The sequence below is a fragment of the Halopiger djelfimassiliensis genome, from assembly GCF_000455365.1.
Lineage (GTDB): Archaea > Halobacteriota > Halobacteria > Halobacteriales > Natrialbaceae > Halopiger_B > Halopiger_B djelfimassiliensis.
The window spans coordinates 1,025,677-1,047,089 of sequence record NZ_HG315685.1; the positions used below are offsets into that span (position 1 = coordinate 1,025,677).

Genomic DNA, 21,413 nt, shown 5'->3' on the forward strand with positions numbered 1-21,413 from the left:
CCCTTCGACCAATCGATTACCATACATAAATCGCGTTCAGCGAGCACTTTACTGGCTACAGCCGGTGGTAACGATCATGTATTTCGCCGGCAGCGACGACGGCGTGTACCGCCTTCCGGCCCCCGAAACCGACGCACTACCGCGCGGACCGACGAAGGTTCTCGAGTCCGGCCGCGTACTGCGACTCACCCAGTTCGACGGGATCGATGGCCTGTTTGCGGCGACGAAAACCGGCCTCTACCGATCGGTCGACGGTGAGCAGTGGACGGCGTTGGACGTTCCGCAAGAGCACGTCTACGTGGTCGGGGCGATTCCCGACGGAAATCGGCTTTTCGCCGGCACTCGACCCGCGGCCATCTACGCGACGACGTCGATCAACGGCGACACTGCCGGGGAGACCGACTGGAGCGAACTCGAGGGATTTCAGGAACTCCCCTCACGGGACGAGTGGCGACTCCCGCGCCACGACGACCTCGCACAGGTTCGTGACGTCCACGTCGACCCCGAGGACTCGAATCGGCTCGTCGCCGGCGTCGAGGTCGGCGGCGTCCACGTCAGTCCCGACGGCGGCGAGACGTGGTCGGAGCGAGCCGACGGCGTCCACGACGACGTACACGAACTCCACGTCGTCGACGCCGGGACGTACTTCGCCGCCACCGGCGACGGACTCTACCGGACGCGCGATCGCGGTCGGTGCTGGACGCGATTGGATCGGTCGGTTACACAGTCGTACTTCAGGCGAGCGTTCTCGATCGGCGACTCAGTCTTCGCCTCGGCAGCGCTGTCGAACTCCTCGACGTGGAACGACCCCGACGCGGACCCCGCGCTGTTCGTCGTCCGCGGCGATTCGCTCGAGCCCCTCGAGATTCCGGCCCCGGACGAGACCGTCACCGGGATGACCGACGACGACGGTGCGCTCGTCGTCGCGACACATCGTGGACGCCTGTTCGTCAGGCGCGACGGGGACGACTGGCTCGAGGCGGGCGAGTTCCCCGTCCCCGGTCAGGTTACCGGTCGGTACACGCCGGTCACGGTGTACGACGCTGATCGCGACTGAGCCACACGCGATCGGCCAGCTACCCGAACGGGTATCGAATCGGGGGCGTTCGAACGACGGCGCGAGATGGGGGCTGCTGGGCAAGCGTCGCGGAGACGAGTGGTCGACGCGAACTGTCGAGTAACGATGTCCGACAGACGGTCACTCGTGATACTCGATGTCTCCTGCCATCCGGTCGGCGTCGTCCGCGTGGCGATCCGCTTCGGTCTCGGACCGATCGGACGTCGTCTCTGTCTCGGATCGAAGCTGATCCTCGGGCAGTGCCGATTCTTTCTCCGGATGGGCCGGGACGTACGCCCGTCCGACGGGGCCGCCGATGAGCCACTCTCGGACCGACAGCTGTCGTTCGGAACCGTCTTTACGGGCCACCTCGAGCCGTCGTTCGGTCGTCTGGAAGTAGTTGACGACCGTTACCAGCAAGACACCCCCGAGGGTGTTCCCGAGCAACACCGGGAACACGAACTCGGTGAGCCCGACGTAGAGCTCCGCCTGCCCGTTGAAGACGAGGAACATCACCTCGGTAAACGAGACGACGACGTGGAACAGATCCGCAAACGGGATCATCAGGAAGGCCATGTAGACCAGAAAAAAGCGGGTGATCGTGTCGCGAGCGGCGAAGTCGAGCCAGACGACGCCGGCGACGATCAGCCCCGCGAAGGCACCCTTCCAGAACAGATCGGCGAAGGGCGTCCCCATCCCTTTCATGGCGATATTGGTCGCCGCGACCGCCGTGTCGTCGGCGAACACGCCCGTTCGGGCGAGCACGAGCGCGCCCAACGAGCCGCCGATGAAGTTGCCGAGCAGGACGATCGTCCAGACCCGAAACAGGGCGGGGAAACTCGCCAGCCGCTCGAGGACGAGCGCGACCGGCGGGAGCGTGTTCTCGGTGTAGAGTTGGTACCCTCCGAGGATAATGTAGACGAAGCCGATCGGATACATGAAGCCGCTGAGGACCGGATCGCCGTCGTACTTGGCGTACATCGTGGCGTAGACGAGAAAGGTCAACGTGATCGCGAAGCCGGCCGCGAGGCTGCTGAAGAACAGTTCGCGAAGGCCGGTATCGATCTCGTCGTCCGCGGCCGCGATGATCCGCTGGAACACCTCGTTGCTCTCGAACCGGTCGCGGACCACCGCGCCGACCGCTGGCGCGCCGTGTCGCGACCGTTCGACGCTTTCTCGGAGATTTCGATCGGAGTCCGGCATTACCGGGTGTCGGCAGGCCCCGGTGAAAACCCCTCTCATTCGATTGAGGGATCGTCACGAGTCACCGGTCGGGACGTGAAACGCAATCGACAGGTCGGCGTCCGTTCCCCTCGTGGCGTACAAGACCGACGGGACCGGCCACACGACACAGCGAGCTAAAACGACGGTAGCACGTCCGCCTCGTAGAATTCGATCGCCTTCTCCTGCTCCGGGCCGATCTGGTGGAAGTAGACGTGATCGTAGCCGGCGTCGACCGCCTGTTCGATGCTGTCGATGTGGGCCTGTGGGTCCGGGTCGGTGGTCGTGCCGGCCTCGGCGATGTCCTCCTTCTCGACCATCTCCGCGGCCTGTTCGAAGTGGGCCGGCGTCGGCAGTTCCTGCCCGAGTTCGCCCGGAATCGAGCCGTTTGGCCACTGTTCGTGGATCGTTTCGATCGCTTCCGCCTCGCTGTCGGCGTAGCAGCCGTGCAGTTGCGTGTATTTGGGGCCGTCGCCGCCGGCGTCCTCGTAGGCCGCGACGGGCTCGTCTTTCGGCCCGGAACACCAGAGGCCGTCGGCGTTGTCGGCGGTCCAGCGGGCCGTCTGCGGGCCGAAGGCGCTGGCGATCGTCGTCGGCTGCTCGTCGGGACAGGTGTAGAGGCGCGCGTTCTCGACCGTGTAATGTTCGCCGTGGTGGCTCGTCGTCTCGCCGGTCCACAGGTGGCGCATCACGTCCATCGCTTCGTCCAACATCTCGAGACGGACGTCGTGTTCGGGCCAGCGCTCCCCGGTGACGTGTTCGTTCAGGTTCTCGCCGGTGCCGACGCCGAAGGTAAAGCGGTCGCCGAACAGTTCGTCGACGGTGGCGACGGCGTGGGCGACGTTGATCGGATGGATGCGGATCGTCGGACAGGTGACGCCGACGCCGACCTCGATGTCGTCGGTCGCCTCGGCGATCGCACCGAGGGTCGACCAGACGAACGGCGATTCGCCCTGTGCCGAGACCCACGGGTGGAAGTGATCCGAAATCGAGAGGAAATCGAACCCGGCGTCCTCGGCGCGGCGGGCGATGTCGACGAGAGTCCCGGGACCGTGCTCCTCGCTCGAGAGGGTGTATCCGAGTCGGGGCATTCCCCGGGCGGTACCACGAATCCGCGGGTAACGGTTGTCCCTGCGAGGGCAAGAACGCGCCGTCCCGAGCGGCTCTGCGTCGGGGGCTGGATCCGACGATCGACCGTCGAGAGCGGCTAGTCGCGAAGCTGGAACCGCTCGCTTCTGTACCGGTCGTTCGACGCCTCCGTCGGCACGTACCCGATCCCGTAGTGGTTGTCGTCCGGATACACGTGCAGCGACCGCGTCCGGACCGGGCTGTAGACCGCGTGGATGTCCGTCCCGGTCCGTGGATCGACGACCCCCGCCTCACCCGGGCCACAGACGGTGCCGTCGATGACGTCCAGCTCGTACTCGTTTCCGGAAACATTTTCCGCCTCCATGTCCGCGAGGAAGAGTTGTCCATCGACGAGGACCTCGAAGCAGGGGCGGCCGTGGTGTTCGTGGGGCATGAGCGTATACTCCGGGGGCCACTCCATAAACCGGATCACCGGGCCGTCGGATTCGCGGTGAACCAGCCGCCTCGTGTAGGATTCCTCGGCGTGTTCGGTCTCGACGCCGTCGAAGAACGCTTCGTCCTCGATCGCGTCCTGCAGGATCGACGGTCCCTCCTCGATGAAGGCGTCGTCGCCTTGCTCGAGAAGGGCCGCGAGTCGGTCGTACGTGTCGCGAACGCGTTCGTTCGGCGCGGTTCTGGACGTCGCCATACGCCTTCATATGTATTCTATCTTAGGTATAAATGTTACCCTTACCTATGACGAATGGCTATCGAACGGTCGCCGACCCCCGCGAGTCCAAAAACCGAACCCCTTACCCCCGACGCGTGGGAACCCGCGAGTATGGAAGCCGTAGTCGAAGCGACGGATCTCGAGAAGGCCTACGGCGAGACGGTCGCGCTCTCGGGGGCGTCCCTGTCGGTCGAGCGCGGCGAGGTCTTCGGATTGATCGGTCCGAACGGGGCCGGAAAGACGACGCTCGTCCGCGCGCTGACCGGAACGACGGAGCCGGACGCGGGGACGGCACGGGTGATGGGGGAGCCGCCGGCGACCGTCGACCGTGATCGGCTCGGCGTCTTGCCACAGGATTTCTCGCCGCCGGCCCGGCTCACGGCCCGCGAACTGCTTGCGTACTACGCGGGACTGTACGCCACGTCCCGCGATCCCGACGACGTACTCGCAGACGTCGGGCTAGTCGATTCGAGCGACGTCTGGTACGAGAACCTCTCGGGCGGCCAACAACGCCGGGTGTGTGTCGGCGCTGCGCTGGTCAACGACCCCGACGTGCTCTTTCTCGATGAACCCACGACGGGAATCGACCCCGCGGGCCGACGGACCGTGTGGCGGCTGATCGAGGACCTCGCCGCCGGCGGGACGACCGTCGTGCTCACGACCCACGACATGGCCGAGGCCGAACGGCTGGCCGACCGCGTCGGCCTGCTCGCCGACGGCTCGCTCGTCGCACGGGGCTCGCCAGCGGCGCTCGTCCGCGAATACGGCGGTTCGAGCCGGCTCACGATCGAGACGAGCGCCGGCCCCGACGCGTTCGCGGACCTCGAGTATCCCGTCGACCGGCCGGACCGCGGACGGAACCCGAACGGCACGGTTGTCGTCCGGGATATCGACCCCGCCGAGATCGGACCCGTCGTCGACTATCTCGAGGGTCGAGACATCGCGTACACCGGCCTGACGTGGGCCGAGCCGGATCTCGAGGACGTGTACCTCGCGCTGGCCGACGACGCCGAACTCGAGCGGACCGACCGCGTCGGCGACGACGCCGGCCTCGCACGCGCGGGTGAGACGGCATGAGCCGGCTCGGCCGCGTACGGGCGGAGACGAGCGCCGGCTGGCGGTCGTTCGTGCGCCGGCGCACGGCGGTGTTTTTTACGTTCTTCTTCCCGGCGATTCTGATCGTCATCTTCGGCGCGCTCGTTCGAACGGACCCGACCGGCGAGGGGCTGTTCACGGAACCGGCGGCGTACTACGTGCCGGGCTATCTCGCGGTCGTCGTGCTCTTTACGCCGCTGTCCCGGCTCGGTAGCGAGGTCGCGCGCCACCGCGATGGGAGCCGATTCGAGAAACTCGCGACGACGCCGCTGACCCGCGGTGAGTGGCTCGTCGCCCAGACGGTCGTCAACGCGGCCATCATCGGCCTGGCGAGCCTGCTTATTCTCGTGCTCGTGGTCGTCCTCACCGGCGCTGAGATCGTCGCCTCCCCGCTTTTGCTCCCGTACGTCCTCGTCGGCGTCGTCTGTTTCTGTGGTATCGGGGCGATGCTCGGAAGCTACACCGATTCACAGGACGGGGCGGTCGCCGCGAGCAACGCGATCGGACTGCCCCTGCTCTTTCTCTCGGAGACGTTCGTCTCGCTCGCACAGTTGCCCGGCTGGTTCGAACCGCTCGTGAACCTCTCGCCGCTGACGTACTTCGCCCGCGGCGTGCGGGCGGCGACCTACCCCGACGCCGGAACGGCCGCGATCGCCGGCCTCGATCCGGCGGTTGCGAACCTCGCGATCCTCGCGGTTCTCGCGGTCGTCGCGTTCGCACTGGGCGCTCGCTCGATTCCACGGACGGATTGAGCTGAATCCGTTACGATTCGTTGTCGGCGATGGTGATCAACCCGGAGCCGAGCAGACCGCCGATTCCCGAACCGACGAACGCGGGCGTATACGTCCCGGCGAGATCGTACGTGAGCCCGGCGGCCCACGGCGCTAGCAGTCCCGAGATCGCAAAGGAAAGCGAGACGAGTCCGAATATCGCGTTCGGGTTCGCCGGACCGAACAGATCGACCGTAAGCGGCGAGAGCAAGGCCCCGTTGCCGCCGTAGGCGATCCCGAACACGAGGGCGAAGGCGTACAGCGCCGCCGCGGACTCGGCGAGCGGGAGACACAGCGTCGAGACGCTCATGGCGATCGAACACGCGACAAAGGTCCGGATTCGGCCGAATCGGTCCGCGAGTCCACCGATCCCGATCCGGGCGACGGCGGTCGTCGCTCCGATGATCGCGATCACGGTCGCTCCGGTTCCCTCGCCGAGTCCGATACTGCTCGCGTGGGGAATCACGTGGACGAGGACGGCGTACAGCGTTCCGTAGACGAAGACCCACCCGGAAAACACCAGCAGAAAGGGCCCCGACCACACGACCGACGCGACTTCCTGACGGTACATCGCCCACGCCCGCGGTTCCCGATCCGGGACGCCCTCGGGAAACTCCGAGTCGGGCGCGGCTCGATCGCTCGAGGCGGGATCGGCGGCGAACAACGGCGTCGTGACCGCGACGGCGACGGCGGCGGCGAGGACGAGGAGCAAGATCGCGAGCCGCCAGCCAAGCGCGGTCACGAGGGCGCTTGCGGCGGGTGCGAGCGCGACCATGCCGACGCCGAGACCGGCGGTCGCGACGCCGGTTGCGAGCCCCCGACGGCGCTGGAACCACCGGGGAACAGTCGCGTAGGAGACGACGTATATCGCCCCGAGTCCGACCGCCGTACAGACGCCGTAGCCGAGCAGGAGCGAGCCGTAGGTTTCGGCTCGGCTCGTCCAGAGCCCGCCGACCGCGAGGACGACCGAACCGGCGGCCAGCAGCCGCCGCACGCCGAGTCGGTCGGCGAGTACGCCGAGGATCGCCGCCGCGAGGTAGATCACGACCGTTTGCAGTGAGAAGACGAACGACACGCCAGAACGGGAGAGCCCGAGCTCCCGCTGGATAGGCTCGAGGAAGACCCCGAACGCGTACGAGAGGCCGAAGACGACGAACGCGCCGACGAACCCGCCCGCCACGACGTACCAGCCGCGATAGATCCCGCCGTCGCTCGTTCCGTCGCCGTCCGTTTCGGTGCCGCCGGCCATTCGGTTCGAATCCCCACGCCGACGGCTGTAATATTTATCACGGTGTTTGGTATCATATCACTCATGTCCTCGACGGAGGGGCAGCCGTCACGAGGCAACGTCATCGAACGAGCGGGGGAAGGGATCGCCGACGTGGTCGAACGGTGGATGCCGAGTCCGTTCCTGTTCGCGATCATCCTAACGTACATCGTGTTCCTCGTCGGTATCGTCGTCGAGGGGCAGGGACCGACGGAGATGGTGTTTTTCTGGTACGACGGGTTCTGGGACTTCCTGACGTTCGGGATGCAGATGGTCCTGATTATCATGACCGGGTTCGTGATCGCGTACCACCCCCGGGTCAACGACGCGTTACAGCGGCTTGCCGCGCTCCCGAACGAGAGCGGACAGGCGGTCGTCCTCGTCGGCGTCGTCTCGATGACGTTGGCCTGGGTTCACTGGGGGTTGAGTCTGGTCGTCGGTGCGATCTTCGCTCGGGAGATGGGCAAAGCCGCGTACCGAAACGACATTCCGATCCACTATCCGTTGCTCTGTGTGGCCGGCTACATGGGACTCGGACTCACCTGGCACTGGGGGCTATCCGGCTCGGCCCCGCTGTTGCTTGCGACGCCGGGAAACGAGTTCGTCGAACTCGGCGTCATCGACGCACCGCTGGGGACGTCGGCGACGATATTCAGCACCTACGCGCTCGCGCTTACCGCCTCGTCGATCGTCTTCGCAGCGATCGTGTTGTACCTGCTGTCGCCGTCGCCCGACCGCTCGCGGCCCATCACCGAATACATCCCCGAGGAGGACCTGTTCGAGACGGCCTCCGACGGCAACGCTGACGATCTTTCGGCGGACGACACTCCGGTCGAGGACGAGTCGGCCGAACACTCCCGAGAAGAACCCGTTCCGGCGGACCTGATCGACAACAGCCGGCTCCTCGGGGGACTCATCGCGCTGACCGGCGTCGGGGTCATCGTCTGGGAGTTCGCGACGCAGGGACTCGACGCTCTGAACCTGAACGTGTTGAACTTCGCGTTCCTGTTCGTCGGTGTGGCGATTTATACCCGTCCGGCGGTCTATCGCGAGCGCTTCGGCGAGGCCTCGAGCGCGGCCGCGGGGATCATCCTGCTGTTTCCCTTCTTCGCGGGCATTCAGGGGATGATGGCCGGCTCCGGACTCGCCGAAACGATGGCGGAAGGGCTGTTGGCGGTGTCGACGACCGAGACGTTTCCCGTGATCGCGTGGCTGACCGCCGCGCTCGTCAACCTCTTCGTGCCGTCGGGGGGCGGCGAGTGGATCGTCCTCGGCCCGTCGGTGCTCGAGGCGGCCCACGAACTCGGGATCGAGACGGGTCACGCGACGATGGCCTACGCCGTCGGCGACGCCCATACGAACCTGTTGAACCCGTTCTGGGCGATCCCGTTGCTCGCGATCACCCGGATCAGGGCCCGCGAGATGTTCGGCTACGCGATCTCGATGTTGCTCGCGCTCGTGCCGTTTCTGGCGGTTGCGCTGTACGTCATCCCGTACTGATCGGCACGACCATCGCCGCGAACTCGTAGCCGTAAACGTGGTTGAGAAGCACGTACGTGACGACGCCCAACACGAGACTCAGGATCCACGAGGCGGCCGCGATCCGGCCGACTCTCGCGTGAGACGTGTTCCGAAGCTCCGCGGGAGTGTGGGTCAGTCCGAGAATCAGGGCATAGAGCACGACCGGGACGGAGACGATCGAGAGGAGAATGTGGATCGCCAGCATGGTGAGGTACGCATACCGGACGAATCCCGTCCCGGCAAAGTACTTCTCGCCGCCGCCGCCAACGCGGACGAGATAGACGACGAGAAACAGCATGATCAACGCGAACGCCCCCGTCATCGCAAGGCGGTGTTTCTCGATCTCGCCGGCACGGATCCAGTACCAGCCGGCCACGAGCAGTATCGTCGCCGCGGTATTGATCACCGCGATCGCGTGCGTAAGGAGATTGATCTGTGCGGTCGTCAGGTCCGGATAAAGCGGCACATCGAGAACGAACGTCCCGATAACGAGCGCGTAGCCGACGATCGTCAGGAAGATCGTCGCGCCGATCGGCCGTTCTCGAAGTCGCCGTCTCGCATCCGCGGTTGCCATTATCGGGCGTTCGAAGTACCGGCGTATCTGTCTTGCTGTTCCGGAACCGGCCGCTCCTGTCGACAGGGCCTCAACCGGCGTCGTCGGCTCCGGACGGGTCGCCGTCCTCGAGCGTTACCGACCCGGCTTCGTCGACGGTCACGTCGTAGCCACAGAACTGAAAGCACACGTCACCGCCGGGTCTCGGCTGGCCGTTGGACCGATCCGCAAAGAGGCGATCCAGCGCCTGCGGGTCGACGACCGCGTGCAGCGGTTCGTACTCCGGCGGCCGGAGCTCGGCCGGCGGAACCCCTTCCGCAGCGGCCACGGTCTCGACGACCGCCTGACTCGGTAGTTTCCTGACGTACTCGCCGCTCCGGTTACCGCCACCCGCCATCCTATCTCTCCACTTCCGAACCCGTTCGAATAAAACTGTCTATCCGTGATCTCGATTCTGACAGATCCCGTCGCCCCGCCTTCGATATCGAAGGTGAACCGTGTGGATTCGGGTTAGCAGGGCAGATATCCGCACCGGTTGAACAATAACGTACGATTCAGCCTCGTGATCGAATTCGGATACATCGGGAGCTACCGGATCCTGATAGCTGGTTTTCCGGGTCGTGCGTTCGTTGCCAACCCGTCGTCGTCGGTCGCCTTGCGGACGGTCACGTCGGCGTCGAACTCGTCGGCGAGGAGCCAGACTGCCCGCTCGAGAACCGTCCGTTCGCTTTCCGGTCCCAGTCGCCGATCGGTTCCCGTCCGGTCGGTTCGACCGGTCAGTTCGCCGATGAAGGCCGCGACCGTTTCGCGATCAGCATCGATATCGTCGTCGCCGTCGAGGAGGGACTCCACGAGCGATTCGGCTCCGTCGGGATCGGTGTCCCGCCCACCCTCCCGTTCGAGTCCGTCGAGCCGATTTGCCACCCGGTGCTTCCAGTCCTGAGCGACGACCAGTTCGATCCGTTCCGGGTCGTCGATTCCGGCGACATCGACGATATCCCGGACGTCCGCGAGCGTCGTTTCGACGAGCCGGCGCTCGAGTCGGTAGTCGGCGACGGAACCCGCGGGCTCGGGCCAGTCGGCCTCGACGACCAGCCCGTCGCCACGGAGTTTGTTCCACACTTCCTCGCCGAGATGCGGGGCCATCGGGGCGATCAGCGCAGCCAGCGTCAGCAAACCCCGCCGATAGGCGTCCCGGTGTGGACGATCGTACGACCGGTACCGACGCAACAACTGGGTGAGTTCTCGCAGTTCGGTCGCGACGCGGTGAAAGCGAAAGCGGTCGTATTCCGCCGTAACGGCGGCGATCGTTCGGTCGATCTCCCGCTCGAGGTAGTCGTCGTGGCGTCGCCGCTCGATTCGGGTGTCCCCGTCCTCGACGAACTCGTCCGCCATGCCATAGAGGGTCTGCTGGAGTTCATACGCCCCGCGAACGTTGTTCGCGGTCCACTCGAAGTCCTGTTCCGGATGGGCCGCCGAGAGAACGAACAGCCGCGTCGTCTCCGCGCCGTACTCCTCGGGGGTGACGACGTTGCCCTTCGAACTGGACATCTTTTCGCCCTCGTACAGCACCGTGCCCTGACTGCGCAGTTCCTCGACCGGCTCCCGGTGCTCGAGCAGGCCGAGGTCGGCCAGCGCCCGGGTCACGAACCGGATGTACAGCAGGTGCAAGGCCGCGTGTTCCTCCCCGCCGACGTAGACGTCGATCGGCAGCCACTCGTCGGCACGCTCGGCGTCGAACGGGGCGTCCTCGAGGTCGGGCGAGAGAAACCGCAGGAAGTACCACGAGGAGTCGACGAAGGTATCCATCGTATCGGTTTCGCGGCGCGCGTCCCCGCCACAGTCCGGACACTCGGTCTCGACGAACGACTCGCGTTCCGCCAGCGGGTTCCCGGTGGTCCGGACGAACGACGGCAGTTCCACGGGGAGGGACTCGTCGGGGACGAGGACGGGCCCGCAGTCGTCACAGTGAACGACGGGGATCGGCGTCCCCCAGTAGCGCTGGCGCGAGATGAGCCAGTCCCGGAGTCGGTAGGTGACGTCGGCCTCGATCGCGTCGTGGGCCGCCGGAAGCCGTTCCCGGACGGTCGTGCTCTCTTGGCCGTCGTACTCGCCGCTCCCGACGAGACGGCCGTCTCCGGTGTACGGCGTTCGCTCGACGTTTTCCTCGAGCGGCTCCCCGTCCTCGTCGGCGGGAACGATCACCCGCTCGATCGGCAGGTCGTGCTCGAGCGCGAAACCGTGATCGCGCTCGTTGTGTCCGGGAACCCCCATCACGGCCCCGGTGCCGACGTCCTCGAGGACGTAGCCGGCGACGTACACCGGCAGTTCGTCACCGGTCAGCGGATGGATCGCCGTCGCATCCGTTTCGACGCCCGAGAGACCAACCTCGTCGGGGGGCCGCTCCCGGACTGACTCGACGTACTCGGCGATCTCGCCCCCGTCGTCCGTATCGGCGAGCGCCCGTGCGAGGTCGTGACCGGGCGAGACCGCGAGGTACGTCGCGCCGTAGACCGTCTCCGGACGGGTACTGAACACCTCGACCTCGCCGAACCCGGCGACTTCGAACGTAATCCCCGCGCCTTCCTGTCGGCCGATCCAGTTGCGCTGGATCTCCCGGACGCCATCGGGCCAGCCCTCGAGATCGTCGAGACCGTCCAGCAGTTCGTCGGCGTAGTCGGTGATCGTGAAAAACCACTGATCGAGTTCACGATGCTGTACGGGAGTCTCACAGCGCCAGCAGACCCGGCCACTGCCGTCCTCCGGATCGTCGACCTGTGCGTCCGCAAGCACCGTCTCGCAGTCCGGACACCAGTTGACCCTCGCCGCTTCGTACTCGACGAGTCCCGCCTCGAAGAGCCGCTTGAACAGCCACTGGTTCCACCGGTAGTACTCCGGCTCGCAGGTGGTGATCTCGCGGGACCAGTCGTAGCCAAACCCCATCGTCTCGAGTTCCTCGCGCATCCGCCGGATGCACGCCTGCGTCCAGGATTCGGGATCGGTCGCCCGCTCGTGGGCGGCGTTTTCCGCCGGAAGCCCGAAGGCATCCCACCCCATCGGGTGGAGCACGTCGTCGCCCTGCATCCGCCGGTATCGGGCGTAGGCGTCCGTGATCGCGTAGTTGCGGACGTGTCCCATATGGAGGGTGCCCGACGTGTACGGAAACATCCCGAGGACGTAGGTCGGATCGTCGGCGTCGTCCGGGAGTTCGTAGACGCCGTCGCGCTCCCAGACGTACTGCCAGAACTCCTGTACCTGTGCGTGATCGTAATGGCTCGTCATTGGCGAGGTCCGTTGCCGGCTACTGGGCGTGCCGGCTATTTGATTGTTCGCCCGGCCCCGCCCTCGCCGAGACGACGGGGAACTCCGAGTCGGGCTGTGGGCAGGGATTAACAAAGCCGCCGAGCGCAGTACGGCTCCACGGTCGAATGTCCCGATCCCACCAGAAGCCGGCTCCACAACCCACGTCGCGTGCGCTTTTCGCCACCGTCGCGATCGTCCTCGTCACCTTCGCGTCGCTGGCGTTCGTCTTCGGTCCCGGCCTGCTGCCAGAGCGAGCGGGTCCCGGGGCCGAGGACGAACCGGTCGAAAACGCCTCGAGCAACGGGACGGTCACCGATACCGAATCAGCCGCCGACGGCGGACCGAGCGCCGAATCAGCGCCTTCGACGGACGCCGACGAGTCCACGGCCGGCGGCGCTGACGAAGCCGACCGGGAGGCGGTCGACCCCGACGGCGCTGACACCGCCGATCGGGGGGCCGACGAACCCGACGACTCAGGACCAGCGACCGACTCTGAAGGGACAACCGGGGACGAGAACGACGGGTCGGACGACGGCCCCGGCGTTCCCGACGATATCGAGCTGCCGTTCGATGACGACGACGTCCCCGGTGACGTCGATCCACCGTCGGTTCCCGACCGGCCGGAGGCCCCGGATAGTGATCCGTTCGATGAGGTCCCGATCGACGAGCCGCCGTTCGACGACGTGCCCATCGGAGAGGATCCGCTCGACGATCTGCCAGACGATTTCGAGTCGCCGCTCGAGACCGTCGACGGTGGCGACGGAGACGACGGCCCCGGCGCGTAGCCAGTGTGGCCCGACGACACCGGAGCGCCCGATGCGAGCACCGAGGTCACGGTCGGGTATCATAGCCGTCGGCGTCGTCGATTCCCGTATGGCACCGACTGCCCTCGTGACCGGCTGTTCGTCCGGCATCGGCCACGCAACTGCCCGCGCGTTTCTCACGGAACCCGGCTGGCGGGTGTACGCCACCGCACGGGAACGCGATCGGGACGGTCTCGAGACGCTCGCCGACCGCGGGGCCGACGTCGTCGCGCTCGATCTGACCGATCCGACGGCCGTCGACCGCGTCGTCGGCCGCGTTCGCGAGGAAGCCGGCGGGGTCGACTGTCTCGTCAACAACGCCGGCTACGGCCAGTTCGGCCCCGTCGAAGACGTTCCGACGGACCTGCTCGAGCGACAGTTCGCCGTCCACTGCTTCGGGCCGCATCGACTGATCCGCGCAGTTTTGCCCGGGATGCGCGAGCGCGGAGCGGGCCGTATCGTCAACGTCACGAGCGCCGCCGATCGACTCGCGGTCGCGGGTATCGGCGGCTACAACGCCTCGAAGTGGGCGCTCGCCGCGCTGAGCGACGCGCTTCGACAGGAACTCGCGGATACGAACGTCGAGGTCGTCGTCGTCCAGCCCGGCATCGTCGCGACGCCGTTTTACAGCCGTGCCGTCGCCGAAGTCGACGCCGCCGCGGCCGCCGGTCCGACGACCGACCGGTCGGACTCGCGGACGGCTCGGACCCGCGAGCGGTCGCCGTACGTCGATCTCTATCGCGTGCTTCGTCGCGTTCGTGCGGTCGAAGTCGGCGGCCCCTTGATCAACGATCCGGATCGAGTCGGACGGACGGTTCTCGAGGCTGCGACGAATCCGGCCCCCGAAACGCACTACCGCGTCGGGCCGGTTCCGCTGCTCGGCTCGCTGTACGGGACGCTCGTTCCCGGCGCGATCCGGGATCGACTGTCGCGGCTCGGGCTCCGACTCGCAGCGAGTGGGCCCGTTCTCGACCTCCTCGAGCGGCGTCTGCACCGATCGTCAGGCTCGAAGCCGGTCGACAGCGATGGAGAACGCCTCGGCGACCGTCGACCCCGGTAACGGGGCGATCCGCTCGAGACCCGCTTCGGGGTGGTTCGTTACGTCCCGGCCGGCGCACCGGTACGAACGGCTCGGCCCGCGGCGTAGGCGATGTAGGCCGCGAGCACTGCCGCGATGAGCCCGGACACGACGTTGCTCCAGACGAGCCCCTGAGCGGCGACCTCGAGGCCCTCCATGGCGATCCGCCCCGCGATCGCGAACGGCGACACCAGAGTCCACAGCGCGAGCAAAGCGACGAGCGACATCACGGCAGTACTGGTCGGGTGCGCGGTGATGATCCGGTAGTAGTTGTACCCGGCAAGCAGGAAGACCGCCCCACCGACGAGCAGGTTGTTCCACGTGATCGACATGGCCGTCTCGTAAACGAACGGCGACACCGCGATCCAGAGCCCGATCACGGACACGATCCCGCTGAGCCACTTCTGTCCCTCCGGCTCACCCTGCCCGCGTCGCTCGGTTCCCGGTTCTCCGGCCGACGGCTCGTTGGTCGTAGACTCGCTCATACTGATCCCAGCCGAGCGTTGGCCGAGCGGGCGCAAAAAGGATCACGACCGTTACACTTGCTCCACCGAAACGAGGGCGACACCCGATCGAGTGCCTTCAACGCTCGAAACGACCTTCACTATCCAAGTGTCGGTTTACCTCCGGCCAATCGACTACTGAGCGGGGACGTCTCGGACCGGTAATCCGACATTACTGACGCTCGAGGTCCCCAGAGCCTCGACACGGAAGCCGGAAACGTACGTTCGTGTCGCTGGCGCTCTGGGCGCTCTGAGCGATATCGGCTAGCAGGTCCCGTTCGCTATCGACGTGCCGGTCATCGACGGCAAGAATATATTGATATCACGACGTAACTCGGCACTCGCATCCGGTAGTGTATTATTGATCCGGGTGGTACTCGAGTGCTATCGTCGAAACCGATGCTCAGAGGCACACAGAAGGACGTCGACCGGCTGACGAAAGTCCGCCGGCGCGCCTATCCGGTCCTCCACAGAATCGCACAGCGTGTCGGCGGCTACGTCGAATGTACGACGGATCCGGCGGAATACGTCGGCACCGTCGAACACACGCTGGGACGCTTCCGAACCGAACTCCGCTCGATGGGGTTTCGACGCGAACCCATCGCGGCGCTGAAACACCACCGGGACGGCCGGATGTCGGCCGGAAGCTGGGTTTTTCGACGGTCGCCCCTCGCCGACGAACAACTCCACGTGACCGTCTTCCGAAACGGACTCGATCGCATCGACACGTACGCCCACTGGGAGGACTCCTGGATCAGACACCCGCTGGATCACTACTGGTGTCACGGCTGGGATACCGACCGCGGCGTCGCGACGATGCGCTCGCTGCTCCGGAAACACGATATCACGTTTCGGATCGACCGTCCGTAGCCGTCACCCGGATCCATCCGTTCCCGATACCATCTCCTTTCACGTCGACGCTCCGGGCGCGTTCTCGCTCATGGGCCGAATGGATCGCCCGGAACTGTCCGAGCAAGATCGGATCGTCGCTGCAGTGGAGGACGATCGCATCGTCGGTGTCCAACCCGTTACGATCGATCGTCCGTTCTATGTGGCCCCGCTCGAGCGAACGATCGACCTCGACGGCGCATACTTCTGGGGACTGTACGTCCTTCCCGAGTGGCGGCGACGGGGCATCGCGACGGCACTCGTCACGCGAGCGCTCTCGTTCGTTGCGGAGGAGACAACACAGACGTGCGTCCAGACACTCATCGGCATCGATAACGTCCCATCTAAGCGCGTTCTAACCGGTGTGGGATTCGAACGGAAACGTGCGCGATCGTACTATCGACTGTTCGGCCTTCAACACAGGGGGTAGGTGGAACGTGCTCCGTCGACTCGCTGCCGCGGATTACGCCACGCTCATCGGACTGGGCTGGACAGCAGTCACCCTCTTCCTGCAGGCCCGTCCTGACGCGGCCACGTTGACGATCCTTCTCGCATTCCTGTTCGACAAGGCCGACGGCTGTTTGGCTCGACGTGGCCATGGGTCCCCGTTCGGACACCAGGGCCAGACTATCAGCTATCTTCTCCCTGCGCATCAAAGACGTACGGTTCGGTGAGGGGCCAGGCAACAGTACCCTCGTTCGCTTCAACGAGGAGGCAAAGGGATTGAAAGGCGCGGAGAACCACGAAGTCATCGTCAAGCCCTCAGAGGCGTTCTTACAGAACTACATCACCCGCGAACACCCAGACCCTGACCAACCCTGAGGCCCCTTTCTTCACCGTCACACGCGACCACTACGAGGAAGGTGAAGATAACTCGCTTATCCCCTCGTTCTTCCGCCGCCGGCTCCGCCGACTCGTCGCCGACTCAGACATCCCAGAAGAAAAGGTCAACCCCCACAACTTCCGCCACTCCCGAGTAACACAAATGCGGCTTGAAGGGTACTCTGACCGGCAGATTGCAGACCACATGAACTGGGGACCAAACAGCGAGCAGTTCGACATCTACGACCATACAGAAGACGAGGACCGTCACGCGGAGATGGCCGAGATGATGGGCCTCGATGTGGAAGACGCTGACATCCGGGAGCCGATGTTGGACGAGTGCCCCCGCTGCAGCTACACTATCGACGACTGGCTGAACTGGAGCCAGTGCCCCCGGTGCCAAGCCCAACTGAAGCTCTACCGCGAGCCCGAATGGTTCGAGGCGTACATGGACGTAATGGGCGAGGACAGAGATGACTCTCTGTCCTGACACAACAATTCCGGGAACAGAATACGGACATGGAAAGTCTGGATGAAGACGTTGAATATGTATATCGGTGGATGGGGCCCGCTGAACGGTATATGAAGGCAACGCGCTACATCTTTGAGGAGATGAACGTGGACTTCGACGCTGCACTAGAGGAAGTAGATGACGATGAGTAATTACAAAATAGGGGCTGCTGGAAGCGGAGGTCTCCGGTTAGACTACGTCGGAGATGCGCGAGTAGTCGATAGCCTGTGTCCGTAGCTCAATACCGTCGTCATACGCGTTGTAGATGTTCTTGTCTATCTTCCCGCCGTCTCGGCTATCATAGTGCATTTCGTGCCACCAGATGTGCTTCAAGCACTGTTCATCGTTGAGGTCGCCGATACCAGTCGTGACCTCAAACAAGACCTCGGCGAAGTGGAGGTCATCCAACGCCGGCATCTCCGGGTCTGGATTATCCGGCGACGGATATTCGTTCGGGAAAACGACCACATCAGGAATGACGCGACCGTTCTCCGTACGGGCACCCGCTGGCGGGTCGCGGATAATCATGTACCGCGGGTCCTCATCCTGATTTAGTCCCCATCGCACTGCTCGGTTGATTACTTCGTTCAGCCGGGATGCAGGGGACTTGGTGTTTCGAGCGTTCCGCTCGCTCCACAGCATCAGGGTATCGGTATTAGTTGGAACCAGCAGGTGACCGATACTTTGCCCTTCACCACCCTTCACGTCCATCGCAAAGACCTCTCCAGTATCTTTGAGCCGACCTTTGAAGTCGATACGTTCACTCCCACGCTGGTCGGTGAACGAGAGGTATCCTTGCTCTTCGGCGGGTTCCAGGAAGACCTCGCGGACAATGTCCTCGTTGTCCGCGCCGTGGGACTGCCGGAAGGTCCCACCGAGTGAGAAGACCGCATCCTTGAGTTCGCGTTGGTAGTCGCCGGCGTCGATGTCCCAATCCTCGAATATCTCTGGGTGTTCATTGCCGAGCGACTTGATGAGCTCCTTCACCTCGTCCAAAGTCTGTTCGCGTTCGTCGGTACCCAAATCGGTAAACCCGAGTGTATCGGTCCAGGGGTTCTTGTCAGACACATAGAAACCCCTATACTGCGGCGCGATAATCTATGAATCCGCAATCGCCTATGCATAGGCGTTTAGCTACGTATACAGGGAGCCGTAACGACTTTTCGTAGAAAACCTCCGAATCCTTTTGGACTGTGCTATCGGGTTGAAAGGGCCGAGCGTCAGAACTCAGTTAACGAGCGTTGCTGTAAGGACGCGAGCCGCTCAGAGATAACGTCTCGGAACTCCTCGTTCAGCTCGTAGCCAATACATCGGCGGTCAAGTTCGAGAGCAGAAGCCGCGGTTGTCCCGCTTCCGAAGAACGGGTCAAGCACTGTATCGCCGGGGTCCGTCGAGACCTCAACGATGCGGTCGATGAGCGATGTCGGGTAAGGGGCCTTATGGAGTACGTTCTGGCCGACAGTCCCTCGCTTCACCGGGTGCCGCCACAGATTACCGAGACGGTGTTCTTCCGCGACAGCAGGGTCTTCGAGGCCATTCTGCCCCTCTTCTTCGCGGAATTTGTGGTCCTTCGACTTGGAGAGGTAGACAACGTACTCCTTCTTATTCACCACGTTGCGGTCGGTCATGCCGGCGATGGCAGTAGGCTTGTACCAGGTGACCATATCTTGGAGGACGAAACCAACATCCTCGGCCCGTTCAGCGATGTGGTACGGAAGGAGTTGGAGGTCGCCACGCTCCATGACGGTATCAATGACCACCCACATCGTTCCGTCATCGCGTAGTACATCGTAGCACTCGCTCCAGACGGCCTCCATTCGGTCGTGGTAGTGTTCGTACGACTCGTCGGCCGTCCCGATTTGGTTCTCGTGTCCGTAGTCCTTGAGGTCCCAGTAGGGTGGTGAGGTGATAACCGACTGTACAGTGCCATCCTCGACCTCAGTCATCTCTTCGCTCGTACTCCAGTGGACTTCGAGCCCGTCGATTGTATCAAGCTCAACCATCTATTCGCTCACCTCCTCACGTAGCGCAGTCGCATCAAGTGACTCAGCGACGCGTTCTTCCTCGGAGATAACATCTTCAATATCATCTACCCAGAGTGTATAGACAGTTTCGCCCTCACCGGAACCAACGAGAACGCATCGGCGGAGCGCCTCGCGGAGTGGTATTGCCTCCACCTCGTCGACCTCCTGATTATCGGTCTGCGTGCGGTCTTCATCTAGCCAGACGTTGCCCGGGTCCTTGCCGTCTGGGTTGTATCGGCGGACCTTGGTGTCGTGGTAGGCGCTGTTACCTTCCTCGCGTTCGCCACCCCACTCGTTGCCCTCGTATACGTGCGCCACGCGAATATCGTCCTTGTGGAACTGATACTCCCGTTTGTCTTTTACGAAGAACAGGATTTCGTCATATGCTGATTCCATATCGCCGCCACGGTCTTCCCACCGGTGGACTGTTATCGTATTCTTCAGGGTGAGCCCCGATTCTTCTCTAGCGTAATCAGCTACTGCCATTGCAACAGGCCACATACGCCCATCTCGGTACGCGTTCGGTGCGACGACCCACAGCGTCTCGGTTGGGTCCATACGCTCGTAGATAGCGTTCCAAACCCCTTCCGTCGCATTGAGGACATCTTCCTGGGTGTCGGCATCCGACACTACCCTTCCAAGGTCAACGAGGTACATCTGATTGCTCTCTCGTTTACGACTTGGGGAACTTGACTGTTGCACCATCTTCATCGATAGGTAGGTGTTCGCCTATGCATAGGCATTCGGGTATGCATCGCTTATCAACGACCCATGCAAACCCCAGGACGAGATGGGGCTAACGCTGACTGATGCGAAGCGCAGGATACTCGCTCTACTTGAGGAAGAGCCCCGCCACGGCTACGCACTCGCCAAAGACCTCGGGAAACAAGGTCCTACGGTGTACGAACATCTACAGGAACTAGAAGAGGCAGGGTATGTCGAAGGCGAGCAGGATGGCCGGCGGAAGGTGTACTCGCTCACCGAGCGCGGCAGGCTCACTCTACAAGCCGAACGCGCCGGTGAGTGAACCAATTATCCGAGACGGCAGATACTACTGAAAGACGGAGAATATCTAAGCAATGGGTGTTGAGCTTGCGTATCTGGAGAAGGATGTGTCGCCGCCGGAGCTGGACGAAGCTGGCCTCCAGATACGCAATATCTCTGCGACTGTGGACATAGAAGGAGAGTTCGACCGAGCGGCTCTGGCGGCAGACCTACCTAATAGTGAGTACGACCCAGAAAGGCACCGTAGCTTGGTTTACCGGTCTCCTCATATCGAAGGATTTGTCGTTCTTCTCCCTCCATCGGGCCGCGCTAGCCTTGCTGGTGCGCAGTCCCGAGAAGACATCACCGAGGGAGTGGAAGATTTCATGTCGGAGCTATCTGCGATTGGGATTGAACGGGAATACGGAGATATTGAGGTCGAGAACATCGTTGCTACAGCCGACCTCGGCCACACTCTCAATTTATCCCAAGCAACCGTAACACTGGGGCTGGAATCAACTGAATACGAGCCCGAGCAGTTCCCCGGACTCATATATCGGTCTCCTAATGGGTCAGTGAATCTGCTCTACTCAACTGGGAAGGTAGTCATCACCAAGACGCGAACGTATAGTGAGGTACTGGCTGCATATGAGGACCTTCAGAACGAGATGGATATAGTCCCGGGCGGATTCGAACCGCGGTCACTCCGCTTCGCTTCGTTCCCTGATTCGAATCCGCTGGACATATTTGCCGCTCGCGGTGTTGCTCGCGGCAGAAGTAGTCCCGGGCGGATTCGAACCGCCGTCATGGGCTCCAAAGGCCCATATGATTGGCCACTACACCACGGGACTCCTCGTTTCACCCGTCCCATGTACCTCGCAAATCCTGCGGATTTGCTCACCACTACGGACCGCGTTCGATCGATAGAGCGTCACCGCACAATAGTGTTACTTTTCGTCTCGAGGCGACGGCGCGGTTTTGCTTTCCGGGTGGCGATTCGAACGGACTCCGAGCCCGCTACTCCGTTCGCGGGTCGTCCCGCAATTCGAAGAGGCGCGTTCCCTCGTGAACGAACGTGATGCGACCGGCCACCCCGAGTACTTCGAGCCGGTTGTAGACGCTGTTTCTCAAGCAGCCGGTCCAATCGATGAGTCGCTCTTCGTGACACGTTCGTCTCGAGTATCCGGCACACAGGGAGCAAGACGGTGGTTCGGA

Annotated in this window: 21 protein-coding genes, 1 tRNA gene and 2 pseudogenes; 12 read left to right on the forward strand and 12 right to left on the reverse strand. The window is 63.7% G+C overall.

What is annotated here, in order from left to right; all coding sequences use genetic code 11:
- Positions 1 to 76 precede the first annotated feature (76 nt).
- Positions 77 to 1,057: a WD40/YVTN/BNR-like repeat-containing protein gene (locus TX80_RS10875; protein ID WP_195893065.1), complete on the forward strand. Its 981-nt coding sequence runs from the start codon at positions 77 to 79 to the stop codon at positions 1,055 to 1,057.
- Positions 1,058 to 1,342: 285 nt separating this feature from the next.
- Here the strand turns inward: TX80_RS10875 and TX80_RS10880 are convergent.
- From TX80_RS10880 to TX80_RS10890, 3 genes and pseudogenes are all read right to left on the reverse strand, one after another.
- A pseudogene (locus TX80_RS10880) lies at positions 1,343 to 2,260 on the reverse strand (formate/nitrite transporter family protein); the annotation flags it as partial.
- Between the two features lie 155 nt (positions 2,261 to 2,415).
- Positions 2,416 to 3,369, reverse strand: coding sequence for a TIGR03557 family F420-dependent LLM class oxidoreductase (locus TX80_RS10885; protein ID WP_049923110.1), 954 nt, complete (start codon positions 3,367 to 3,369; stop codon positions 2,416 to 2,418).
- 116 nt (positions 3,370 to 3,485) lie between these two features.
- Positions 3,486 to 4,055 (reverse strand): hypothetical protein, encoded by a 570-nt coding sequence (locus tag TX80_RS10890; RefSeq protein WP_049923111.1) that lies wholly within the window; start codon positions 4,053 to 4,055, stop codon positions 3,486 to 3,488.
- Between the two features lie 132 nt (positions 4,056 to 4,187).
- On the opposite strand from TX80_RS10890, the gene TX80_RS10895 reads away from it, so the two are divergent.
- Positions 4,188 to 5,153, forward strand: a complete 966-nt coding sequence (locus TX80_RS10895; protein WP_049923112.1) for an ABC transporter ATP-binding protein — start codon at positions 4,188 to 4,190, stop codon at positions 5,151 to 5,153.
- Positions 5,150 to 5,923 (forward strand): ABC transporter permease, encoded by a 774-nt coding sequence (locus tag TX80_RS10900; protein WP_049923113.1) that lies wholly within the window; start codon positions 5,150 to 5,152, stop codon positions 5,921 to 5,923. Before TX80_RS10895 ends, TX80_RS10900 begins: the two co-directional genes overlap by 4 nt.
- 10 nt (positions 5,924 to 5,933) lie before the next feature.
- Here the strand turns inward: TX80_RS10900 and TX80_RS10905 are convergent, their stop codons facing one another.
- Positions 5,934 to 7,190, reverse strand: coding sequence for an MFS transporter (locus TX80_RS10905; protein WP_049923114.1), 1,257 nt, complete (start codon positions 7,188 to 7,190; stop codon positions 5,934 to 5,936).
- A 63-nt stretch (positions 7,191 to 7,253) separates the two neighbouring features.
- Between TX80_RS10905 and TX80_RS10910 the strand changes: the two genes are divergently transcribed.
- Entirely contained in the window at positions 7,254 to 8,708 is a 1,455-nt protein-coding gene (locus tag TX80_RS10910; RefSeq protein ID WP_049923115.1) for a short-chain fatty acid transporter, read from the forward strand.
- Here TX80_RS10910 and TX80_RS10915 read toward each other — a convergent pair.
- The 3 genes from TX80_RS10915 to leuS form a co-directional block, all read right to left on the reverse strand.
- Positions 8,695 to 9,303 (reverse strand): DUF420 domain-containing protein, encoded by a 609-nt coding sequence (locus TX80_RS10915; protein ID WP_049923116.1) that lies wholly within the window; start codon positions 9,301 to 9,303, stop codon positions 8,695 to 8,697. The genes TX80_RS10910 and TX80_RS10915 overlap by 14 nt on opposite strands.
- A gap of 70 nt (positions 9,304 to 9,373) precedes the next feature.
- A complete protein-coding gene (locus TX80_RS10920; RefSeq protein ID WP_049923117.1) occupies positions 9,374 to 9,679 on the reverse strand; it encodes a HalOD1 output domain-containing protein in 306 nt (101 codons plus the stop codon).
- Positions 9,680 to 9,870: 191 nt separating this feature from the next.
- Complete coding sequence (leuS, locus tag TX80_RS10925) at positions 9,871 to 12,564, reverse strand: leucine--tRNA ligase (RefSeq protein WP_049923118.1); 2,694 nt, start codon at positions 12,562 to 12,564, stop codon at positions 9,871 to 9,873.
- Between the two features lie 146 nt (positions 12,565 to 12,710).
- Between leuS and TX80_RS10930 the strand changes: the two genes are divergently transcribed.
- Positions 12,711 to 13,370 (forward strand): hypothetical protein, encoded by a 660-nt coding sequence (locus TX80_RS10930; RefSeq protein WP_049923119.1) that lies wholly within the window; start codon positions 12,711 to 12,713, stop codon positions 13,368 to 13,370.
- A gap of 88 nt (positions 13,371 to 13,458) precedes the next feature.
- Entirely contained in the window at positions 13,459 to 14,448 is a 990-nt protein-coding gene (locus tag TX80_RS10935) for an SDR family oxidoreductase (RefSeq protein WP_049923120.1), read from the forward strand.
- 38 nt (positions 14,449 to 14,486) lie between these two features.
- Here TX80_RS10935 and TX80_RS10940 read toward each other — a convergent pair whose 3' ends face one another.
- Positions 14,487 to 14,951, reverse strand: coding sequence for an SPW repeat protein (locus tag TX80_RS10940; protein ID WP_049923121.1), 465 nt, complete (start codon positions 14,949 to 14,951; stop codon positions 14,487 to 14,489).
- 417 nt (positions 14,952 to 15,368) lie between these two features.
- Between TX80_RS10940 and TX80_RS10945 the strand changes: the two genes are divergently transcribed.
- From TX80_RS10945 to TX80_RS19775, 4 genes are all read left to right on the forward strand, one after another.
- On the forward strand, positions 15,369 to 15,839 hold the full coding sequence (locus TX80_RS10945; protein WP_049923122.1) for a hypothetical protein: 471 nt from the start codon (positions 15,369 to 15,371) through the stop codon (positions 15,837 to 15,839).
- 79 nt (positions 15,840 to 15,918) lie between these two features.
- Positions 15,919 to 16,287, forward strand: a complete 369-nt coding sequence (locus TX80_RS10950) for a GNAT family N-acetyltransferase (RefSeq protein WP_049923123.1) — start codon at positions 15,919 to 15,921, stop codon at positions 16,285 to 16,287.
- A gap of 555 nt (positions 16,288 to 16,842) precedes the next feature.
- Complete coding sequence (locus TX80_RS18655; protein WP_049923125.1) at positions 16,843 to 17,169, forward strand: hypothetical protein; 327 nt, start codon at positions 16,843 to 16,845, stop codon at positions 17,167 to 17,169.
- Between the two features lie 29 nt (positions 17,170 to 17,198).
- A complete protein-coding gene (locus tag TX80_RS19775) occupies positions 17,199 to 17,342 on the forward strand; it encodes a hypothetical protein (protein ID WP_154658619.1) in 144 nt (47 codons plus the stop codon).
- 37 nt (positions 17,343 to 17,379) lie between these two features.
- Here TX80_RS19775 and TX80_RS10965 read toward each other — a convergent pair whose 3' ends face one another.
- The 3 genes from TX80_RS10965 to TX80_RS10975 all read right to left on the reverse strand — a co-directional run bounded on the left by TX80_RS10965 (position 17,380) and on the right by TX80_RS10975 (position 19,925).
- Positions 17,380 to 18,258, reverse strand: coding sequence for a hypothetical protein (locus TX80_RS10965; protein ID WP_049923126.1), 879 nt, complete (start codon positions 18,256 to 18,258; stop codon positions 17,380 to 17,382).
- A gap of 152 nt (positions 18,259 to 18,410) precedes the next feature.
- Complete coding sequence (locus TX80_RS10970; RefSeq protein WP_049923127.1) at positions 18,411 to 19,193, reverse strand: DNA-methyltransferase; 783 nt, start codon at positions 19,191 to 19,193, stop codon at positions 18,411 to 18,413.
- Complete coding sequence (locus TX80_RS10975) at positions 19,194 to 19,925, reverse strand: DNA methyltransferase (RefSeq protein WP_230198716.1); 732 nt, start codon at positions 19,923 to 19,925, stop codon at positions 19,194 to 19,196.
- 79 nt (positions 19,926 to 20,004) lie between these two features.
- Between TX80_RS10975 and TX80_RS10980 the strand changes: the two genes are divergently transcribed.
- Together TX80_RS10980 and TX80_RS20100 are read left to right on the forward strand one after the other, a co-directional pair.
- Entirely contained in the window at positions 20,005 to 20,241 is a 237-nt protein-coding gene (locus TX80_RS10980) for a winged helix-turn-helix domain-containing protein (RefSeq protein WP_049923129.1), read from the forward strand.
- Positions 20,242 to 20,293: 52 nt separating this feature from the next.
- A pseudogene (locus tag TX80_RS20100) lies at positions 20,294 to 20,845 on the forward strand (hypothetical protein); the annotation flags it as partial.
- Positions 20,846 to 20,976: 131 nt separating this feature from the next.
- Here TX80_RS20100 and TX80_RS10985 read toward each other — a convergent pair.
- Positions 20,977 to 21,049 (reverse strand) — tRNA-Gln (locus TX80_RS10985).
- Positions 21,050 to 21,413: the final 364 nt, after the last annotated feature.